Consider the following 18,135-nt stretch of genomic DNA (forward strand, 5'->3'; position numbering starts at 1 on the left):
TCAACCATTGTGTGCCTTGCGGAGGAGGCGTCGCCCGGCTTCAGGTGCGCCCGACGGAGCGTTGGAGGCGACGATGTCGCGGGCTGCGGGCCGGATCGCGGTGGACCCGGCGTCCACGCATGCGATCGAAGTTGCCAACAGGCTCCATGTGGACCTGACGCAGGGGCTCGCCGTCGCCGAGGCAGCCCGCAGGCTGGAGACGTACGGGCCGAACCGGCTGACCGCGGCGAAGAAGGAGTCAGGGCTGCAGGCGTTCCTGCGGCAGTACCGCGACTTCATGCAGCTCGTCCTACTGGTGGCGGCGGTGGTCAACCTCGTGGTCACCGGCGACGTCGGCACGTCCCTGGTGCTGGCCGGCCTGACCCTGTTCAACGCGGTTATTGGACTGAGGCAGGAGGCGAAGGCAGAGGAGAGCGTCGCCGCGCTGGCGAAGATGATGAAGACGGTCGCCCGGGTCCGGCGCGACGGTCAGGCGGTCGAGATCGACGCCGGGGAGCTGGTGCCGGGCGACATGGTGCTGGTCGAGGCGGGAAACCGGGTGCCGGCGGACGGCCGGATCATGCTGGCCGCCACCCTGGAGATCGAGGAAGCCGCACTGACCGGGGAGAGCCTCCCGGTGAGCAAGTCGACCGACCCGGTACCTGGCGACGACGTGCCGCTGGGCGACCGGACCTGCATGGCCTACATGAACACCTCGGTCACCCGCGGCCGCGGCGAGATGGTCGTCACCGCGACGGGCATGAACACCGAGATCGGGCACATCGCCGACCTGCTGGCCAACACCGAGGCGGACAAGACGCCGCTGCAGAAGCAGCTCGACGGCCTGTCCAGGATCATCGCGTCCATCGCGGCCGTAGCACTGGTCCTCGTGATGGTGTTCGGGCTGGTCCGAGGCGTGTCGTTCGACACCCTGTTCATCACCGGCGTGGCGCTCGCGGTGGCCGCGATCCCGACCGGCCTGCCCGCCGTCGTGACCGCGCTGCTCTCCATGGGCACCCGCGAGATCGCGCGCCGCAACGCGATCGTCAAGCGGCTGCCCGCGGTGGAGACGCTCGGCGCGACGTCCGCGATCTGCTCGGACAAGACCGGAACGCTGACCCTGAACAAGATGACCGCCCGGGAGATGGCGATTCCCGGCTACAACCGGTTCACCGTCACGGGCGAGGGTTACGGCATCGCCGGCGAGATCCGGCACGTCGGAGGCTCCCACATCGACCTCGACCCATACCTGCTGCCGATGATCCTGTGCGCGGACGCGGTCCTCGACGGCGAGAGCCTGATCGGCGACCCCACCGAGGGCGCACTGATCGTGCTCGGTGCCAAGGGCGGGCTCGACATCGACGGCACCCGGCGGGACTTCCCCCGCGTCGCCGAGGTGCCGTTCGACTCCGAGTACAAGTTCATGGCCACCTTCCACGAGATGACCGCGGGTGACGGACGCCCGGTGGTGCGCTGCTACGTCAAGGGCGCCCCGGACGTGCTGATCGGGCGCGGCGCCGCCTACCGGTCGCCGGACGGCGCCATCGTGCCGGTCACCGACCAGAACCGGCACCTGGCGCTCGAGGCGAACGACCGGATGGCGAACTCCGGCGAGCGAGTGATGGTCGTCGCCCGGCGCGACCTCGACCGCGCGACCTTCGACGCCGCGGTATCGGGCGGCGGCGGAAACCTGATCGGCCTGGTCACCGACCTGACGCTGCTGGCAATGGTGGGCATCGTGGACCCGCCGCGCCCGGAGGCCAAGGCGGCGATCGCGGAGTGCCACTCGGCGGGGATCCGGGTCCGGATGATCACCGGTGACCACGCCACCACGGCGGCCGCTATCGCCGGGGAGCTCGGCATCGAGGGCCGGGCGCTGACAGGGGCCGAGTTCGCGGCCATGAGCGACGACGAGCTGCTGGCCCAGCTCGACGACATCGGGGTGGTCGCGCGGGTCGCGCCCGAGGACAAGATCCGGCTGGTCCAGCTGCTCAAGCGTTCGGGCAACGTGGTCGCGATGACCGGCGACGGCGTGAACGACGCACCGGCGCTGAAGGCCGCCGACATCGGCGTCGCCATGGGTATCACCGGCACGGAGGTCTCCAAGGAGGCAGCGGTGATGATCCTGACCGACGACAACTTCGCGACCATCGTGGGCGCCGTCTCGTACGGCCGCTCCCTGTACGACAACCTCGTGAAGTACCTGCGCTTCCAGATGTCCACGCTGGTGGCGTACATCGCTATCTTCCTGCTCGCGGGCGTCCTGAACATCGCGGCCGGCACGCCCCTGAACCCCCTGCAGATCCTGTGGCTCAACATGGTCGTCGACATCCCGATCGCGATCGCGCTCGGCTTCGACCAGGCCACCAAGGGCCTGATGGGCCGGCCCCCGCGCCCGGTCAGCGCACCGGTCCTGTCCCGGACGAGCTGGATCCGGCTCTGCGTCCAGGGCGCGGTCATGACCGCCGGCTCCCTCGTGGCCTACCAGATCGGCGACGGCCGCGACGGCCCCGTCGTCGCGGCGACCATGCTGCTCACCACGCTCTCGGTCTTCCACGTGATCGCCGGTCTGCTGTCCCGCGACCAGCTCGGCACGATCTTCGACCGCGACGCAGTGCCCGGTCTCGCGCAGCTGCGCCGCTACGGCCTGGCGCTGCTGGCGATCGTGCTGGTCACGACCATCGACCTGCTCGAACGGATCTTCGGCACCACTGGGCTCGACGCACAGCAGTGGGGCATCTGCATCGCGCTCGCGGCGAGCCTGCTGGTCGTTGAGGAGATCATCAAGCTCTTCCTCCGCCGGCGTGCGGCCGCCGTCGGCGCGGCGCGGGCTGTGCCTGAGGCTGCGATCGCGCGTGCGGCCTGACGCGGCGTCGACGCCGGTGCCGGAGGCTGCGCGGTCTTGACCGGCCGGCTAGGCCGCCCTGGACACCTGGGGAAATCTCGCCGACAGCGGTCTGGCGCTGAACCCGTGGACGACGACGCTGACCAGAACCGCGAGCGAGATGACGGCGACGACCTCCTGGCCGGCGTCCCCGAGTCCCTCCAGGGCGAGCAGGGCGAAGATGACCGAGGCGAGCCCACGGGGGCCGAACCAGCTGATGAAGGCGACCGAGTAGCGGTCGAATCCGGCGCCGAGCAACGACACGAGGACGGGGAGCATGCGCACGAGCGTGAGACTCAGGGCGACGTAGGCGAGCACGCTCCAGCTCCACCACTCCACGATCACCGGCACGGCCAGGGCACCGAAGACCAGCCAGCTGATCATCGAAGCGAGGTACCCGGACTGCTCGACGAAGGTCACCTCCTTCTCCTGGCGGCGCCCCGCGACGTTGCCGAAGACCAGCCCGGCGACGAAGGCTGCGACGAAGCCGTTGCCGTCGATCAACAGGGCCCCGGCATAGGCGAGCAGTGCAAGGGCCAGGACAGCGACCCCGTCGAGCTTCTCGTGCAGCCATCCCAGGTGACGGGCTCGCTTGGTCGCCCAGGCCCCCAGCCCACCGATCAACGCGCCGACCGCGACACCCACGACCAGCGAGAGCACTGCACGCTCCGGGCTTTCCACCCCGGTGATTCCTTCGGCGACCGCGGTTCCGGCGATGGCCACCAGGACGATCGGTGTGGCGATGCCGTCGTTGAGTCCGCTCTCGACGTTGAGTGCGCTGCGCACCCTGCCGGGCACCCGAGGGTTGGCCATGACGCTCGCCCCCAAGGCCGCATCGGTGGGTGCGAGTGCGGCGCCGACCAGCAGGGCGGGCCACGGGTCGAGGCCGAGGACCACCATCGCGACGCCCGTCCCGAGTGCCATGGTGAGGGGGAGCCCGATCCCGAGCAGACGCCAGTACGTGCCGAGGTCGCGGCGGAACTCGCGCCAGCGGACCCCGGAAGCGTCCCCGAACAGGACCCAGACCAGCGTGACCTCGGCGATCAGCTTGACCAGCTCAGGTTCGAGACCGAGGTCGTGCGCATCGAAGACCTCGACCAGCACGAAGCCGGCCGCCACGAACACGATCGGAGCGGTCAGGCCGGTGCGTTCGAGTCGACCGGCGAGCGCGCACCAGACGAAGATCGTGGCGAGCGCCACGCACACCGGCAGGATCTCCATGCGACAGCTCTCCGTTCACCCGCCGGGGCACGGCGTCGTCGCCGCCGGTTCGTCCTGGCCGACGGTTCGTCGTCGCCGACGGTTCAGGGAGCTGTCATCGGACGTTGTCGCGTCCGTGCACGGTAAGTGCCCAGATGACGAACACGTCCAGCGTGATGACCACCAGGGACCACACCGGGTAGTAGGGGATGAAGGCGAAGTTCGCCAGGGCGCTGAGAGCGGCCAGGGTGACTCCGATGACGCGACCCCAGATCCTGCCGCCCAGGACCGCGAAGCTCGCGATCACCACGAGCAGGCCGAGCAGCAGGTGGATCCACCCCCATGTGGTGGTGTCGAGCTGCAGCACGTAGTCGGACGTCGTGACGTAGAACTCGTTCTCGAACAGGGCCACGAGCCCGGCGAGGGCCTGGAATGCTCCGGACAGCATCATCATCACGGCTGCGAAGATGATGAAGCCGGTCGCCCAGGTGCTGGGAGGTTTGCTACCTGCCAGCGGGCTCGCTATGGGTTGCTGAGTCATTTCGAATCCTTTCCTGCGGGGCAGAACTCACTCCGGCATCATCCGAGGGCATGTGTGGGTGAGAACCCGTGCAGCTCCTCGCTGCCACCCTGGACGACGAGACACGTGGACTCCGGCACCTCTCGCCAGGCTCCGTGCAGGTTCCCCAGTGGTTCGGACACGACGAGCCGTGCATCCTCGGAGAGCTCGTGCAGAACGGGGTTGTCGGGGTACTGGAGACGCAGCGTAGAGATGTCAGTGCTGTGGAACAGCGACCGGGACATGCCCTCGCTGGAATAGCGGAACGCCCACGTGGTCGTCCCGTCGGTAGTGGCCACCGTCATCTGGATCGGGTACTGGATGCCGTGCCGTCGCCCTGTCTCCTCGATGAGACCGACGGCTCGGGCGACTGCTTCCGGTGGATCTTTTTCGAGCCCGAAAGTCAGGGCCAGGAAGAAGAAGAGCTCGGAGTCCGTCGATCCCTCGATATCCGTGTAGAGGGCAGGATCGACGGCCAGGATCAGGTCGCGCTTCAGCGACTTGAAGTCCGCGATGGCCCCGTTGTGCATCCAGAGCCAGTTGTCGTGGCGGAACGGATGACAGTTGGTCTGCTGGACCGCTGTGCCGGTCGACGCGCGGATGTGAGCGAAGACTCGCCCGGCGGACGCATGGGCTGAGAGCTCTTGCAGGTTGCGGTCGTTCCATGCCGGATCGGTGCTGTGGTAGATGCCTGGTGTCTCCGGGGCGCCGTACCAGCCGACACCGAAACCGTCACCGTTGATGGTCTCCACGCCCAGCCGGGAGTGCTTGCTCTGCACGACGAGCGAGTTCTCAGGCTTGTAGAGAAGATCTTCCAGAAGTACGGGCGAACCCGAATACGCGAGCCAACGACACATGTCAACCTCACTCTCCCCTGCAGTATGCGTCGGGGACAGACGCCGGGGGTCATCCGAATTGGGTGAGGTCGAACCCGTAGTGGGCCAAATAGGATGGTCCCCACTGTCGACCTACGCCCGCCCGGCGACCCCCATCACCTGAGACTCAGGATCGGAGTGACATGGGAGCCTTCAACTCGCAGGCGCGGTTGGCCCGCGCGAGGTCGGCAAACCAGCCCCGATCCCGCGTGCCCCACACTGTGGTGGTTCTCCCGTCGTACAGCGTGGACTCGTCGCTGCTGGCGCAGTACGGGCCGCGCATCCCTGCCCTGGAACACCGACAGCTGCTGACCATGCTGATGCTTCCGCTGGTACCAGAGGCGGAGATGATCTTCGTGACGGCCAAACGCCCCACGGAGCGCGTGCTCGAGTACTACCTGTCCTTCGTGCCGGCGGACCGCCGACCCGACACGCGGGCACGGATCCGGCTTCTCGAGGTCCCTGACCCGACCCCGCGTTCGATCACCTCGAAGCTCTTGGACCGGCCGGACCTCATGGCGAGGATCCGGACGATGACGTCCGGCCGCCTGGCCTATATCGAGCCGTGGAACGTCACGCATCTGGAGATGGACGTCGCCCGCCGCCTCGAGCTGCCGCTCAACGGCACCCCGCCGCGCCTGTGGCCGCTCGGGTTCAAGAGCAACGGCCGAAGACTCATGCGCAGCGCCGGAGTGCCGCTTCCGCTCGGACAGGAAGACGTCCGCTCCGTCACCGACGTCCTGGCGGCCGCGGAGGCCATCAGGCGGCAGCATGCCGGCGCGGCCGGGGTGGTCATCAAGCTGGACAACAGCGGCGCGGGCCACGGCAATCGCGTGGTCCGGTTCACAGGCTCGCCCACCGCTGCCGAGCTGCGGGCAGCCGTCGAGTCTCTGGAGCCGTGGTATCTCTCCAACCTCGCGGGCGGAGCCGTCGTCGAGGAGCTCGTCACCGGGCACCAGTTCTCCAGTCCCAGCGTGCAGGTCGACATCGCACCGGTCCGCCGCGTGGAAGTCATCTCCACCCACGAACAGCTCCTCGGCGGTGCCGGCGGACAGGTATACCTGGGATGTCAGTTCCCGGCGAACCCGGACTACGGCAGCCACCTCATGTCGTACGGCCAGGCCGTGGGGGAGCTTCTCGCGGACCAGGGTGCGATGGGCCGCTTCTGCGTCGATTTCGCGGCAACACGATCTTCCTCGTCGGGATGGCAGGTACACGGCCTCGAGATCAACTTGCGCAAGACGGGCACGTCGCACCCACTCTCCCTGTTGCACAACCTGGTTCCAGGGCGCTACGACGCAGAGACGGGCAGCTGGTCGGCCAAGGACGGTTCTGAACGCTGCTATCTCTCGACCGACAACGTCGTCGATCCTGCATGGCGCGGGCGCCCCGCCGACGATGTCATCGACGCCGTCCGCTCGGCCGGACTGGAGTTCGACCCACGGTCCGGAACCGGCGCGATCCTCCACAGCTTCATCGGACTCGACATCGACGGTCGGATCGGACTCACGACGATCGGCCGCTCACCTGACCACGCCGAACGGCTTCACCAGGCAGCTGTGGCCGCGATCGAGGCGCCCGCCTGACGCCACGTTCCGGAGAAGCGCGAAACCCCCGGATCCACGCTCAGATCCGGGGGTTTCGACGAACGACAGGTCTAGATGTCGTAGTAGAGCTCGAAGTCGTACCTGGCAGACGGCCGGTGTGGACTTTTCTTGGACTCGGCCACGAAGGCGACGCCGTGCGCCATGCCGACTAGCGCCTCGCCATCTCATACGCCCACCAGCCGCTCCCGCGCCGCCAGTAGAAGAGGTCCTCGGTCGGCGCAAACTGCCGAAGCAGCTCACAACGGATTGCTCACATACTCCACAGATCATGACCGACCGTTCTATGTAGTGTGCGGAAATGACAAGAAGCGAGCGGCTCGCAGAGCAACTGAACTGGCACTGGCACAACAGCCTGCGACCGCGGCTCGATGGTCTTACCGATGAGGAGTACCTCTGGGAGCCGGTGCGCGACTGCTGGAGCATCCGCCCCCGCGGCACGGCGGCCGCACCGATGTCGGAAGGCTCAGGAGAGTGGACGATGGATTTCGCCTCCCCTGCACCGGAGCCGGCTCCGGTGACCACGATCGCCTGGCGGCTGGCGCACATCATCGTCTCGTGCCTGGGCTATCGGGTCGGATGGTACTTCGGCGGCAAGGACGTCGACTCCCAGACATTCGCTTACGCGGGGACCGCCGACGAGGCGCTAGGACAACTCGATGAGATGTACGGGAAGTGGAATTCGGGGGTTCGCGAACTCTCGGACGACGACCTGGAGAGTCCGCCCGCGATCGGTCCCGAGCGGCTTCCCATGGAGAACAGGGTCCTGCACGTCAACAGGGAGCTGATCCATCACGGCGCCGAGATTTCCTTGCTGCGCGACCTGTACCTCTGGCAGGACGGAACCGTGCCCCGGCGAATATGACTTCTCGCTGTCCGGCGATCGAGGTTCGGGAACCTACCTGGACAGCGTGACGCTCCATGTTTGCCTCCGAGAGGCGCGAAGGCATTCGGCCGGATCACTGCGAACACTGTGACCGGGCATTCGCCGGACAGGCACGAGATCCTCGGCGAGATCGAGGGGACCTTGGGCCTTTATGCCGCCACCAGCTCCGCGCGATTGCTACTGCGAGCAGTAGTTCGTGGATCGCAGTCCGGTCAACCGGCATGGTCTGACGAACGCGATAACGGCCGGGACGGCCGGGAACGTTGGAATTCCAACGTTCCAGGTTCCGGTCGCGCCAGTAGCATCCCGGCATGACAGCCGATCAGCGCACTCCTCCACGGATTTCACCCGGCTGGACGAGAGTCGCCCTGGTGGCGGTTGGCGTCGTGCTCATGCTCATCGGGGCTTCCCAGGTCTTCGCCTGGACGGCGTACAAGCTCGGGGCCTTGCCGATGGGACTGTGGCATGTTCTGGAACATGGAGGATTCAACGGGGTCCTCGGTGAGAACGCTGACGCCGCGATCGGGCGAGGTCTCGCATGGACCGTCGGCTTCGCCATCGTCTCGGCGGTCGTGCTCGGCATGGTGAGACGCCAAGCGGTCCACAGGCTCCCACGGCCGTCGTCGTGCTCGGAGCGGTGTTCCTGACGTCCTGGGTGGTGCCAGGAGGAGCCGGCTTGGCGCATGACGACGTGCGGCGGGATTTCCACACGCTGCGCCCCGCGCTCGACGACGTCGTCGAACACGTCGTGAAGGGTGACCTCGACGGGCCGTACGCCGAGCTCTCCCGGACCCTCAAGTTCGTCTCCGCGACCGGCTCCGTCGACGTCTACCACGAGACCGGAGACCACGACGCGGTGACCATCTTCGTTCCGCAATGGGCACGGCTGGTCGACGATGCAGGCGGCTACATCTACTCGCCTCACCGCAGACCCGACGTAAACATGCGTGGCATGGCCTGCACTGCCCCGGCTCGGCTGGACGAGGGCTGGTGGTCCTGCGGGATGAGAGCAGGCTCCGGCTGAGGCCGCCAGCTGGACACGATCGGGACCTCGCATCTGACGGTGGCCGTCTACTCGTAGGTGGTCGCGGCGTGGAGCATCCGCGCGACGAGGTTCCATGAAGGGGCCTCGGGTACCGGCTCATCGTTGCCCGAGTAGTAGCCGTCGAGGTCACGGATCCATGCGGCGAGCGCGTGGAGATAGTCGGACAGGGTGGCGTTCTCCCAGGCATCGGGCGAAGCCGCACTCGCTTCCGCTAGTTTGTCGATGAACAATGCGAGTTCGCCCCGGGTGCGCGGTGAGTCCAGCAGCGGCGATGCTGCCGGATTCGGGTGCGGATGCCACGGCTCCGGTGGTGCGGGTTCCTTGCGCAGATAGACCCATTCCTCTCCGGCGAGCAGCATCCGCTCATCAGGAGGGACGACGGCGACGGCGTCCAAGCTGACCGCGACATCAGCGGGGAAGTCGGCGATGACGTACGTCTCCGCCAGCGAACAGTCCTCGCGATCCGTGGCGTCGGGACCGTGGTCGTAGATCATTCGGCCCTCGATCGTGGACTCGCCGATGCGCACCGTCACGCCGCGCAGACCAGGCGTGACCACATCCCACAGCGCCCGCTGGAGTGAGAGCAGGACCGTTGCCCGCGAAAGGCCGGCCGATGGGCTCGATGGCATTCTCGGATCATCGCAGACGACCGAGACCTACTCCTTCTTGGAGGGGAGCTGCGGCATCGAGAACTGGGACCGGTGTGCCTCGACAGTGCAACCTGCGCAGAGTCAGGACTCAGGCTATTCGCTCTGGGCGGAGGCGAAGTAGTCGCCGAGCATCTCGGAGACCCACGCCGGTTGGTGAGTCTCGCCGCGCGGCCCCATCTCCGCGAACCACGGCTTGATATCGAGAACCGGTGTCCCGTCGACCGCGTCGAGGTCTTCAACGTGCAGGTCCATTCCGTCGATCGATACCAGCCGGCAGCGTGAGACGCCGAGCCAGTTCTGGCGGCGCATGTTCCGGTGGCCGAAAATCCCGACCTCAGGCCACTCCGGGTTCTCACGTGGCCTGCGCGCACCGGGGTTGAGGTCGGTCTGGTCGGTCAGGTGGAAGAAGAACACGACCTCGAGGTGCGAGAACTCATCGAGCCCGGCCACCGACGCCTCGGTGTAGGCATCCGAGTTGATCCGGATGATCGAGCGGGTGCCGCCCCAGTAGTCGTCGGTGGGCTCGGTACGACCTCCGACGACACGAGCGACAGGGGTCATGACGATGGGGTCGGTCAACAGTCCTCCGAGGATCAGTTCGTAGCGGCCAGGTAGGCACGAGCACGCTCGTCGAGAATAGCGACGTCCGAGTTCGCGGCCTTGTGCATCGCGAGCGCAGATCGCATCTCGATGATGGTCTGGCGGGCCCGTGCTGACTGGACGCCGTCCATCGCGTCGAGCGCGGTGCTCCAGGTGGCGCATGCGAGTTCGAGTTCGCCGCGTCTGGCCTGGACGTCTCCGAGGTAGCCCAGCGTGACGGCGTGGGTTCGCTTGAAGGCGGACGCCTTCCGGGTCGCTACGGAGTGTTCGAGCTGCTGCTCGGCGCCGGCAAGGTCGCCGATGTCGCGAAGAGTGTTGCCGGTCTCATGCGCCAGCGATGCCTCTCCGAAGAAGAACACCCGCGCAGGTTCGTCGCCACCCGGCGTTGCGGCTGCGAGGTCTTGCTCGGCTTGGAGGAGCGCTGATGTTGCCGCGCTCTTCTGGCCGGTCGCGGCGAGGGCGCGGGCGTGGACGACGCCGAGCAACGCGCGTTCTCGTGGTGCGGCGGCTTCGTAGCGGTCGCCGTCCACGGAGGCTGCTGCGAGTTGATGACCTTGGGTGAGGTGTCCGAGGTCGATTGCCTGGTGTGCCATCGCCCGGAGTGTGTGCCCTGCCATCGCGGGGTCTTCGGCCTCCGCGGCGAGCTTGACGGATGAGGTGAACAGGCCCTGGGCTATACCGTGCTCCGCGTTGTCGAAGGCCATCCAGCCTGCGACATAGGCCAGCTCGGAGGCGGCGGAGAACATCTCTCTCCGGAGCATGTCGCTCGCGAACGAGCCGTTCAGGAGTCGGTTCACGTCATCAGTGAGGTACTGCATCGCGGCGGCTCGTGCGTGTCCGCCGCCGTGCCGCTGATCCATCCGAGAGAAGAACGTCACGGACTCGCGCACGGCTTCGATGTCGCCGCGTCCGACCGAGCGAACGCCGTGTGCTGCGCGCTCGGCGGATCGGCGCGCCATCTCCGACCACCAGGAATCGCTGGGTAGCGCGGTGGCGACGGCCGTATAGGCGGCCACGCCGAGAAGGCCTCGACGGGTGAGATCCACGAACTTGCTCCCCAGGTCAGTCAGCCCGGTCAGCGTATCCATGTCCCACGTGGACAATCGACCAACTTCTCGCGCCGCGCTGCCGCGCTTCGTTCTGTAGAAGCCGATCTCGGCGTCCGTCTCGACGCCGAGAACGGCACGCAAGCTGTCGCGGTACTGCTTGCCGGGCCACCGCGATTGACCCCGCTCGTACCGGGCTATCGCATGGGCGTCGAGGGTGGTGCGCTGGCCCGTTTTCACCCAGATGTGCGCGTTGACGGCCTCCGCGAGCTCCGAGCGCGACATCGGCTCCCCGGAGCGCATGCGGGACGGCAGCGCCTCGCGCCGCGCACGGAGCAGGTCGTTACCCACTACTCAGCCCCCTCGCGGGACGCGTAGTCGTCCAGAAGGACGCTCCCAGAATGCCCCGTTGATTGCCCTGCCCGGCCGATCAGAACGCAACAAGACTAGCCAGCACGCTCGCTCCCGGCGAGCGCCCCAGATGGCTTTGCAAAGTTCCGGAGAGTCCCGTGAAGAGCACCGCAGCAACGACGCGACACCTTGATGAGCCGCACCGGCCGGCGCAGACGGCGATGCCTACCAGCCAAGAAGGAGGGGGCCCGATGGATATCGGCGACGGACTCACAGCAGCGTCACGCATTCTGGCCCTCGTCGGGGCCGACCGCATCGAGTTGGTGACCGTGACGCGCAACCGTGTCAGTCTCCAGCCGACCCACCTCAAAGAAGGCGAGGATATCGCCCGCATGCTCGGGTTGGACGTGCCGCTGGATCACCGAATGTTCGTGCCCGGCAACACGTTGTGGACTGGTGAGCTCGACGGCTTCGAGGTCCAGGTCAGGTCCGTTCTGCGCCGGGTGGTGGCCCGATGAGCGCCGTCGCCACCACGTGCCCCCGGACGCTCGTCGCGCTCGACATCGACGGGACGCTCGTAGACAGCGAGAGCCGAATCCCACCTGGCACGGTCGAGGCGCTGGACCTGGTCCGCGCCGCAGGGCACGAGATCGTGCTCGCCTCAGGACGATCACTCGCCGGTCTGCTGCCGATCGCGATCCGGCTGGGGCTCACCGAAGGAACGGCCGTGTGCTCGAACGGTTCGGTCACCGTGCGTCTGGACCAGTCAGCACCGTCGGGCTACGACGTCGTGGCCGCCCGCACCTTCGACCCAGCGCCGGTGATCGCTCGCGCCATGGAACTCGTTCCGGACGTACGTGTCGCGGTCGAAGTGGTCGGGTGGGGCTGGCGTACGAACACCCCGTTCGCTCCGAGGGAGCTGAACGGGCAGCAGACGCACGCCACCACGGACGATCTGATGACTGAGCCTGCCACCCGAGTCGTGCTCGGCGCTCCGGGCATCCGCCGGTTCGTCGACGCCCTGCACGCGACCGGAGTCACGCTTGCCCCGATGGGACCGGACTGGTGCGACGCGACAGCCCCGGAGGTGGACAAGGCCGCCGCGCTCGACGGCGTGCGCAAGCACCTGCGCATCCCCGCCGACCGCACCGTAGCGGTTGGGGATGGCGTCAACGATCTGACGATGCTGGCCTGGGCCGCACGCTCGGTATCGATGGGGCACGCGCCCGCGATCGTGCGCAGTGCAGCCGACAAAACGACCGGCACCATCGCCCAGGCCGGTGCGCTGCCGGTGCTGCGGTCCCTCGTCCCAGACGTCGACAGCTCGCTGTCATCGCTGGCCGCACAGATCACCATCGGTGAGCGCACCGCGCCTGGACCGGCCGTCCTGCGGGTGTGGCACGGCACCGGACCAGACCTATCTCGGTGCGAGGTCTGGACCCTCCAGACCGGTCACTGGGTGCGACATGCGCCAATCCCGTCCGGCGTCGGCACCACGATGCGCGCGATCGAGGCCGCAGCCCTCGAAGCAGGCCTGCCGTTCCCACGCGGGGACGAGGGCCGCCGCCGCGCCCAGTGGCGCAGCGCCACCACGCACAGTGGTCCGGCTGGTTTCGAGTTGCCCCTCAGCAACCTCTGACGAGCCATCTGACCGCCCGATCTTGCGGCCGACCCCGCCCTGCCCGGCCGCGAGCCCGCCCCCAGACGCCGGGAATCAATGCCACGGGCTCCTAAACCCCTTTGGAGCCCCGGCCGCCCCCCTGCCAGCAGCACTCACCTGCACTGCACAGCAGAACGAGCACCGCCATGACCACGTTGACCGAACAGACACCGCTCACCGACTCCGCCACTCAGCGTGAGCCACGCAGCCGTGACGGTGGGACTGGCTCGCTCCTGGGCGGAACGTCGTACTCTCCGGCCGCGTAGCGAAGCCGTTGCCCAAGATCGTCCAACGCCTGCCGGACGTGACGCTCAACGTCTCGATCCTGTTGACCTGCTTCGTCGACCAGTCGCTTGCCGAGCGCGGCCACCGCGTCGTCTGAGACATCGCCCCCATAGATCCTGCCCTGCAACACGGCAAGGACCTCGACCAGCGTTGTCAGATCAGCAGGATCCACTCCACCAGCTGAACCTCTGTTCATCTTCTGATGCTACGGGTGGGACTTGGTGGGGCAGAAGTGCCACTGCGGCTTCTGATCCGCCCAAGCCAGCAACCCAGCTCATCGGTCGCTGACGTCGACTCATCCGATCGTGCGCTCGTCCACTTCGGCGCGCCGGGCACTGAACCGATCCCTATGGCCAACTCGAAACTGGTTTTGCACACGGGCATCGATACGCCGGGCGTCGTAGCGCTGGGTCAGCGTGGTGGGTGGTTCACCGAGCAGGCTGTCTCCCGCCACTCTGTAGAGATCGCGATAGGCGGCCAGGACGTTGACTTCTGCCACTCGCGTTCAGCGGGACCTTGGGGGCGTGGTGGCAGATGCAGAGTCCAGGGTTCCCGGTCCCGCAGTGCCTGCTCGGCCAGGGTTCGGGCTCGGCGCTCGATGAGTTCGGCGCGGCGGCCGAGGGCTTCGCGGACATCCTGGGGGAACTGTCCTTGGGCGCGCGGGATGAGGCCGGCGATCCGGTTCCGTCCATTGTTGAGCGCGGATTGGTCACGGTCCCGTTGGGCCTGCCTGCACCCGGTTTGAGGCCGGGCACGGGCCACGCGACTCAGCCGTTCACTGCGGCACGCATGCGCGACGGCAACCTACGACACGTACGCGCACCTGCGGCCGGACACAGAAGAGTCCACGCGGACCGCCACCGGGAAGGTGATTGCGGCTCGCGTGGACTCTTCATGGACTAGGGGGTCGAAGAAGGCCCCGGAAGCCCGGAATCTAGCCGATCAGGCTTAGATGTCGTAGTAGAGCTCGAACTCGTGCGGGTGCGGCCGCAGGCGGATCGGGTCGATCTCGTTCTCGCGCTTGTACGCGATCCAGGTCTCGATCAGGTCCTCGGTGAACACGTCACCGGCGGTGAGGAACTCGTGGTCGGCCTCGAGCGCGTCGAGCACGCCCGGGAGCGACGTCGGCACCTGCGCGATCTGCGCGTGCTCCTCCGGCGGCAGCTCGTACAGGTCCTTGTCGACCGGTGCCGGCGGCTCGATGCGGTTCTTGATGCCGTCCAGGCCGGCCATCAGCATCGCCGAGAACGCCAGGTACGGGTTCGACGACGGGTCCGGCGCGCGGAACTCGATGCGCTTCGCCTTCGGGGAGGTACCCGTGATCGGGATACGGATCGAGGCGGAGCGGTTACGGGCCGAGTAGACGAGGTTCACGGGAGCCTCGAAGCCCGGCACCAGGCGGTGGTACGAGTTCACCGACGGGTTGGTGAAGGCGAGCAGCGACGGCGCGTGCTTCAGGATGCCGCCGATGTACCAGCGGGCGAGGTCGGACAGGCCGCCGTAGCCCTTCTCGTCGTAGAACAGCGGCTCGCCGTTCTTCCAGAGCGACTGGTGCGAGTGCATTCCCGAGCCGTTGTCGCCGAAGATCGGCTTCGGCATGAACGTGGCCGACTTGCCGGCCTCGAACGCGACGTTCTTGATGACGTACTTGAACTTCATCAGGTCGTCGGCGGCGTGCAGCAGCGAGTTGAACTTGTAGTTGATCTCCTGCTGGCCGGCGGTGCCCACCTCGTGGTGCGCGCGCTCGACGGAGAGACCGACCTGGCCGAGGGTCTTGACCATGTCGTCGCGCAGGTCCGCGAAGCGGTCGCTCGGCGACGTGGGGAAGTAGCCGCCCTTGTAGCGGGTCTTGTACCCGAGGTTGCCACCCTCCTCCTCGCGGCCGGTGTTCCACGCGGCCTCGACGGAGTCGATGGAGTAGTAGCTCTCGTTCGCGGACGTCTTGAAGCGCACGTCGTCGAACACGTAGAACTCGGCCTCGGCACCGAAGAACACGGTGTCGGCGATGCCAGTCGACTTCAGGTAGGCCTCGGCCTTGGCCGCGATGTTGCGCGGGTCGCGGGCGTAGGGCTCGTTCGTGAACGGGTCCACGATCGAGAAGTTCACGATCAGCGTCTTGGCCTTGCGGAACGGGTCGATGAACGCCGTTGCAATGTCCGGCACGAGCTTCATGTCGGACTCGTGGATCGCCTGGAAACCGCGGATGGACGAGCCGTCGAACATGAGGCCCTCGCTGAAGGCGTCCTCGTCGAACTGCTCGACCGGGATGTTGAAGTGCTGCGTGACGCCCGGCAGGTCGATAAACCGGACGTCGACGAACTCCACCCCCTCGTTGCGGGTGAAGGCGATCGCCTCCTCGGCGTTCTTGAACATCTGCGCTCCTTGCTCGCTCGATAAGTTCAGGGGGAGTCCGTCGGACCATGCCCGGGACGAGCTGGGCACAGTCGCTCGCGGATCGCCATGAACCTATGGGCAGGTGGTTTCTCTCTGGTTACTGATTGTTGCGGGAATGTTTCTTGGGCCTCTCGGCTGTGTAACCCCGGGGAGATGTGCTGGTCGAGGCTCCGGCAGCGAACCCCAGAGTGCCAGAACTCACAAGGCGCGGCCTGGCGGCGTCCGTCCATCGGACGGATGAAACGTCGGCGAAAAGGGCGCCTCCCCTGCGGGAGGCGCCCTGTGCCACGGCCGCGAGGCGGCTGGCGGATGGCGGTGGTGGCCGGTCAGCGGCCGCGCATGCCCTTGCGGTCGGGGCGGGCACGGGTCGGGTCGACGCCCTTGGGGATCGGCAGCTTGACGCCGCCGATGGCCTTGAGCCGCTTGCTGATCTCGGCGACCTCTGCCCGGGTCAGGGTCGACTTGAGCTTGGTGACGGCGCGCGCCACCTTGGTGAGCGGCACCTGCCCCTCGCCGTCACCGCACTGGATCAGCGTGACGGGCACGTTGGACAGGATGCGGCCGACCTTCTTGCGCTCCTGGTCGAGCAGACGGTTGACGCGGTGCGGCGGCCCCTCGGAGACGAGCACCACACCGGCCCGGCCGACGCCCCGGAACACGAAGTCCTGGTTGCGGGCGTCGACCGCGACGGGCTCGTCCTCGAACGTCCAGCCACCGCGGACGGTCCCCAGCGCCGCGCGAGCGGCCCCGGGCTGGCCGGCGATCTGCGTGTACGCGGCCTTCTCCGCGCTGCGCGACAGCACGAACATCGCCGCGAGCACGCCGAACGGCACGCCGACGACCAGCGCGTAGATCCAGGGGCCCGTCAGGACGCCGATGAGCAGCGCCACTGCCACCACGCCGACGAACGACGCGAGCATCCACCAGGTGACCAGCGGGTTCTGCTTGCGGGTCATCTGGTAGACGTCCCACAGCTGGTGATACCAGCGGCGCTTCTTGGGCTTCTTCTGCTGGGAGGCGGCTGCTACATCCTTGCGCGCATCGCCCCCGGACGAGGTTCGGGCCATGGTCGTCAATCTTAGTGTGCTGAGAGCGGTCTGCTTGCCGGATCAGCGAGCCAGCAGGCTCGCCGCCTCCTGACGGGAGGTGGTCGGCTGTGCGAGGTGCGAGAGCGCCTCGGGGATCGCGCGGCCGTGCTTGGTCATCGCCTGGCCCCAGAGGCGGCCCGCGCGGTAGGAGGAACGCACCAGCGGCCCCGCCATGACGCCGAGGAAGCCGATCACCTCGGCGGTCTCGGAGAGCTCCACGAACTCCTCGGGCCGCACCCAGCGGTCCACCGGGTGGTGGCGCAGGGAGGGGCGGAGGTACTGCGTGATCGTGATGATGTCGCAACCGGCGTCGTGCAGGTCCTGCAGGGCCTGCTTGACCTCGTCGATCGTCTCGCCCATGCCGAGGATCAGGTTCGACTTGGTGACCAGGCCGGCGTCGCGGGCCCGGGTGATCACGGACAGCGAGCGCTCGTAGGTGAACGCCGGGCGGATCTGCTTGAAGATGCGCGGCACGGTCTCGACGTTGTGCGCGAGCACCTCGGGACGGGACTCGTTGACGGCGTCGAGCAGCTCGGGGATGGCGTTGAAGTCCGGGATCAGCAGCTCGACACCGGTGCCGGGGTTCAGCGCGTGGATCTGGCGGACGGTCTCCGCATAGAGCCAGGCGCCGCCGTCGGCCAGGTCGTCGCGGGCGACGCCCGTGACGGTCGAGTACTTCAGGCCCATGGTCCGCACGGACTCGGCGACGCGGCGCGGCTCGTCCTTGTCGAAGTCGGCGGGCTTGCCGGTGTCGATCTGGCAGAAGTCGCAGCGTCGCGTGCACTGGTCGCCGCCGATGAGGAACGTGGCCTCGCGGTCCTCCCAGCACTCGAAGATGTTGGGACAGCCGGCCTCTTCGCAGACCGTGTGGAGGCCCTCGCCCTTGACGAGCGATTTCATGTCGCGGTACTCGGGTCCCATCACGGCCCGGGTCTTGATCCACTCGGGCTTCTTCTCGATGGGCGTGGCCGAGTTGCGCGCTTCGATGCGCAACATGCGTCGGCCTTCAGGTGCGATGGTCACGCAGAT

The 18,135-nt window shown here is 67.4% G+C and carries 17 protein-coding genes; 7 read left to right on the forward strand and 10 right to left on the reverse strand.

From position 1 onward, the window contains the following. Nucleotides 1-73 precede the first annotated feature (73 nt). Complete coding sequence (locus ACFT2C_RS12220) at nt 74-2,845, forward strand: cation-translocating P-type ATPase (RefSeq protein ID WP_377207327.1); 2,772 nt, start codon at nt 74-76, stop codon at nt 2,843-2,845. Between the two features lie 48 nt (nt 2,846-2,893). On the opposite strand, the gene ACFT2C_RS12225 is transcribed toward ACFT2C_RS12220, so the two are convergent. The 3 genes from ACFT2C_RS12225 to ACFT2C_RS12235 all read right to left on the reverse strand — a co-directional run bounded on the left by ACFT2C_RS12225 (nt 2,894) and on the right by ACFT2C_RS12235 (nt 5,479). After that, a complete protein-coding gene (locus tag ACFT2C_RS12225; protein ID WP_377207328.1) occupies nt 2,894-4,084 on the reverse strand; it encodes a cation:proton antiporter in 1,191 nt (396 codons plus the stop codon). A 94-nt stretch (nt 4,085-4,178) separates the two neighbouring features. After that, a complete protein-coding gene (locus ACFT2C_RS12230) occupies nt 4,179-4,604 on the reverse strand; it encodes a hypothetical protein (protein WP_377207329.1) in 426 nt (141 codons plus the stop codon). Nucleotides 4,605-4,642: 38 nt separating this feature from the next. Continuing rightward, nucleotides 4,643-5,479, reverse strand: coding sequence for a class II glutamine amidotransferase (locus ACFT2C_RS12235; protein ID WP_377207330.1), 837 nt, complete (start codon nt 5,477-5,479; stop codon nt 4,643-4,645). A 551-nt stretch (nt 5,480-6,030) separates the two neighbouring features. Between ACFT2C_RS12235 and ACFT2C_RS12240 the strand changes: the two genes are divergently transcribed. From ACFT2C_RS12240 to ACFT2C_RS12255, 4 genes are all read left to right on the forward strand, one after another. Beyond that, nucleotides 6,031-7,083, forward strand: coding sequence for a peptide ligase PGM1-related protein (locus tag ACFT2C_RS12240; RefSeq protein WP_377207331.1), 1,053 nt, complete (start codon nt 6,031-6,033; stop codon nt 7,081-7,083). Between the two features lie 319 nt (nt 7,084-7,402). Further along, the gene (locus tag ACFT2C_RS12245) at nt 7,403-7,966 is read left to right on the forward strand and encodes a DinB family protein (RefSeq protein ID WP_377207332.1); all 564 of its coding nucleotides are present in this window, start codon (nt 7,403-7,405) and stop codon (nt 7,964-7,966) included. A 332-nt stretch (nt 7,967-8,298) separates the two neighbouring features. Beyond that, on the forward strand, nt 8,299-8,634 hold the full coding sequence (locus tag ACFT2C_RS12250) for a hypothetical protein (RefSeq protein ID WP_377207333.1): 336 nt from the start codon (nt 8,299-8,301) through the stop codon (nt 8,632-8,634). Nucleotides 8,635-8,663: 29 nt separating this feature from the next. After that, complete coding sequence (locus ACFT2C_RS12255) at nt 8,664-9,011, forward strand: hypothetical protein (protein ID WP_377207334.1); 348 nt, start codon at nt 8,664-8,666, stop codon at nt 9,009-9,011. A 47-nt stretch (nt 9,012-9,058) separates the two neighbouring features. Here the strand turns inward: ACFT2C_RS12255 and ACFT2C_RS12260 are convergent, their stop codons facing one another. The 3 genes from ACFT2C_RS12260 to ACFT2C_RS12270 form a co-directional block, all read right to left on the reverse strand. Further along, entirely contained in the window at nt 9,059-9,661 is a 603-nt protein-coding gene (locus ACFT2C_RS12260; RefSeq protein ID WP_377207335.1) for a hypothetical protein, read from the reverse strand. A gap of 114 nt (nt 9,662-9,775) precedes the next feature. Continuing rightward, a complete protein-coding gene (locus ACFT2C_RS12265) occupies nt 9,776-10,261 on the reverse strand; it encodes an SAM-dependent methyltransferase (protein ID WP_377207336.1) in 486 nt (161 codons plus the stop codon). A gap of 14 nt (nt 10,262-10,275) precedes the next feature. Next, nucleotides 10,276-11,679 (reverse strand): hypothetical protein, encoded by a 1,404-nt coding sequence (locus ACFT2C_RS12270; protein WP_377207337.1) that lies wholly within the window; start codon nt 11,677-11,679, stop codon nt 10,276-10,278. 251 nt (nt 11,680-11,930) lie between these two features. Between ACFT2C_RS12270 and ACFT2C_RS12275 the strand changes: the two genes are divergently transcribed. After that, a complete protein-coding gene (locus tag ACFT2C_RS12275; protein WP_377207338.1) occupies nt 11,931-12,197 on the forward strand; it encodes a hypothetical protein in 267 nt (88 codons plus the stop codon). Beyond that, nucleotides 12,194-13,318, forward strand: coding sequence for an HAD family hydrolase (locus tag ACFT2C_RS12280; RefSeq protein ID WP_377207339.1), 1,125 nt, complete (start codon nt 12,194-12,196; stop codon nt 13,316-13,318). Before ACFT2C_RS12275 ends, ACFT2C_RS12280 begins: the two co-directional genes overlap by 4 nt. A 601-nt stretch (nt 13,319-13,919) precedes the next feature. Here the strand turns inward: ACFT2C_RS12280 and ACFT2C_RS12285 are convergent. From ACFT2C_RS12285 to lipA, 4 genes are all read right to left on the reverse strand, one after another. Continuing rightward, nucleotides 13,920-14,123 carry a hypothetical protein gene (locus tag ACFT2C_RS12285; protein ID WP_377207340.1) on the reverse strand — a complete coding sequence of 68 codons (204 nt, stop codon included), beginning with the start codon at nt 14,121-14,123 and terminating at the stop codon, nt 13,920-13,922. A 449-nt stretch (nt 14,124-14,572) separates the two neighbouring features. Continuing rightward, nucleotides 14,573-15,997 carry a type I glutamate--ammonia ligase gene (gene glnA / locus ACFT2C_RS12290; protein ID WP_377207341.1) on the reverse strand — a complete coding sequence of 475 codons (1,425 nt, stop codon included), beginning with the start codon at nt 15,995-15,997 and terminating at the stop codon, nt 14,573-14,575. A 347-nt stretch (nt 15,998-16,344) separates the two neighbouring features. Continuing rightward, entirely contained in the window at nt 16,345-17,085 is a 741-nt protein-coding gene (locus ACFT2C_RS12295) for a DUF4191 domain-containing protein (protein ID WP_377207342.1), read from the reverse strand. A gap of 42 nt (nt 17,086-17,127) precedes the next feature. Then, the gene (gene lipA / locus ACFT2C_RS12300; RefSeq protein ID WP_377207343.1) at nt 17,128-18,129 is read right to left on the reverse strand and encodes a lipoyl synthase; all 1,002 of its coding nucleotides are present in this window, start codon (nt 18,127-18,129) and stop codon (nt 17,128-17,130) included. Nucleotides 18,130-18,135: the final 6 nt, after the last annotated feature.

Source organism: Promicromonospora sp. NPDC057138, assembly GCF_042670845.1.
Classification (GTDB): domain Bacteria; phylum Actinomycetota; class Actinomycetes; order Actinomycetales; family Cellulomonadaceae; genus Promicromonospora.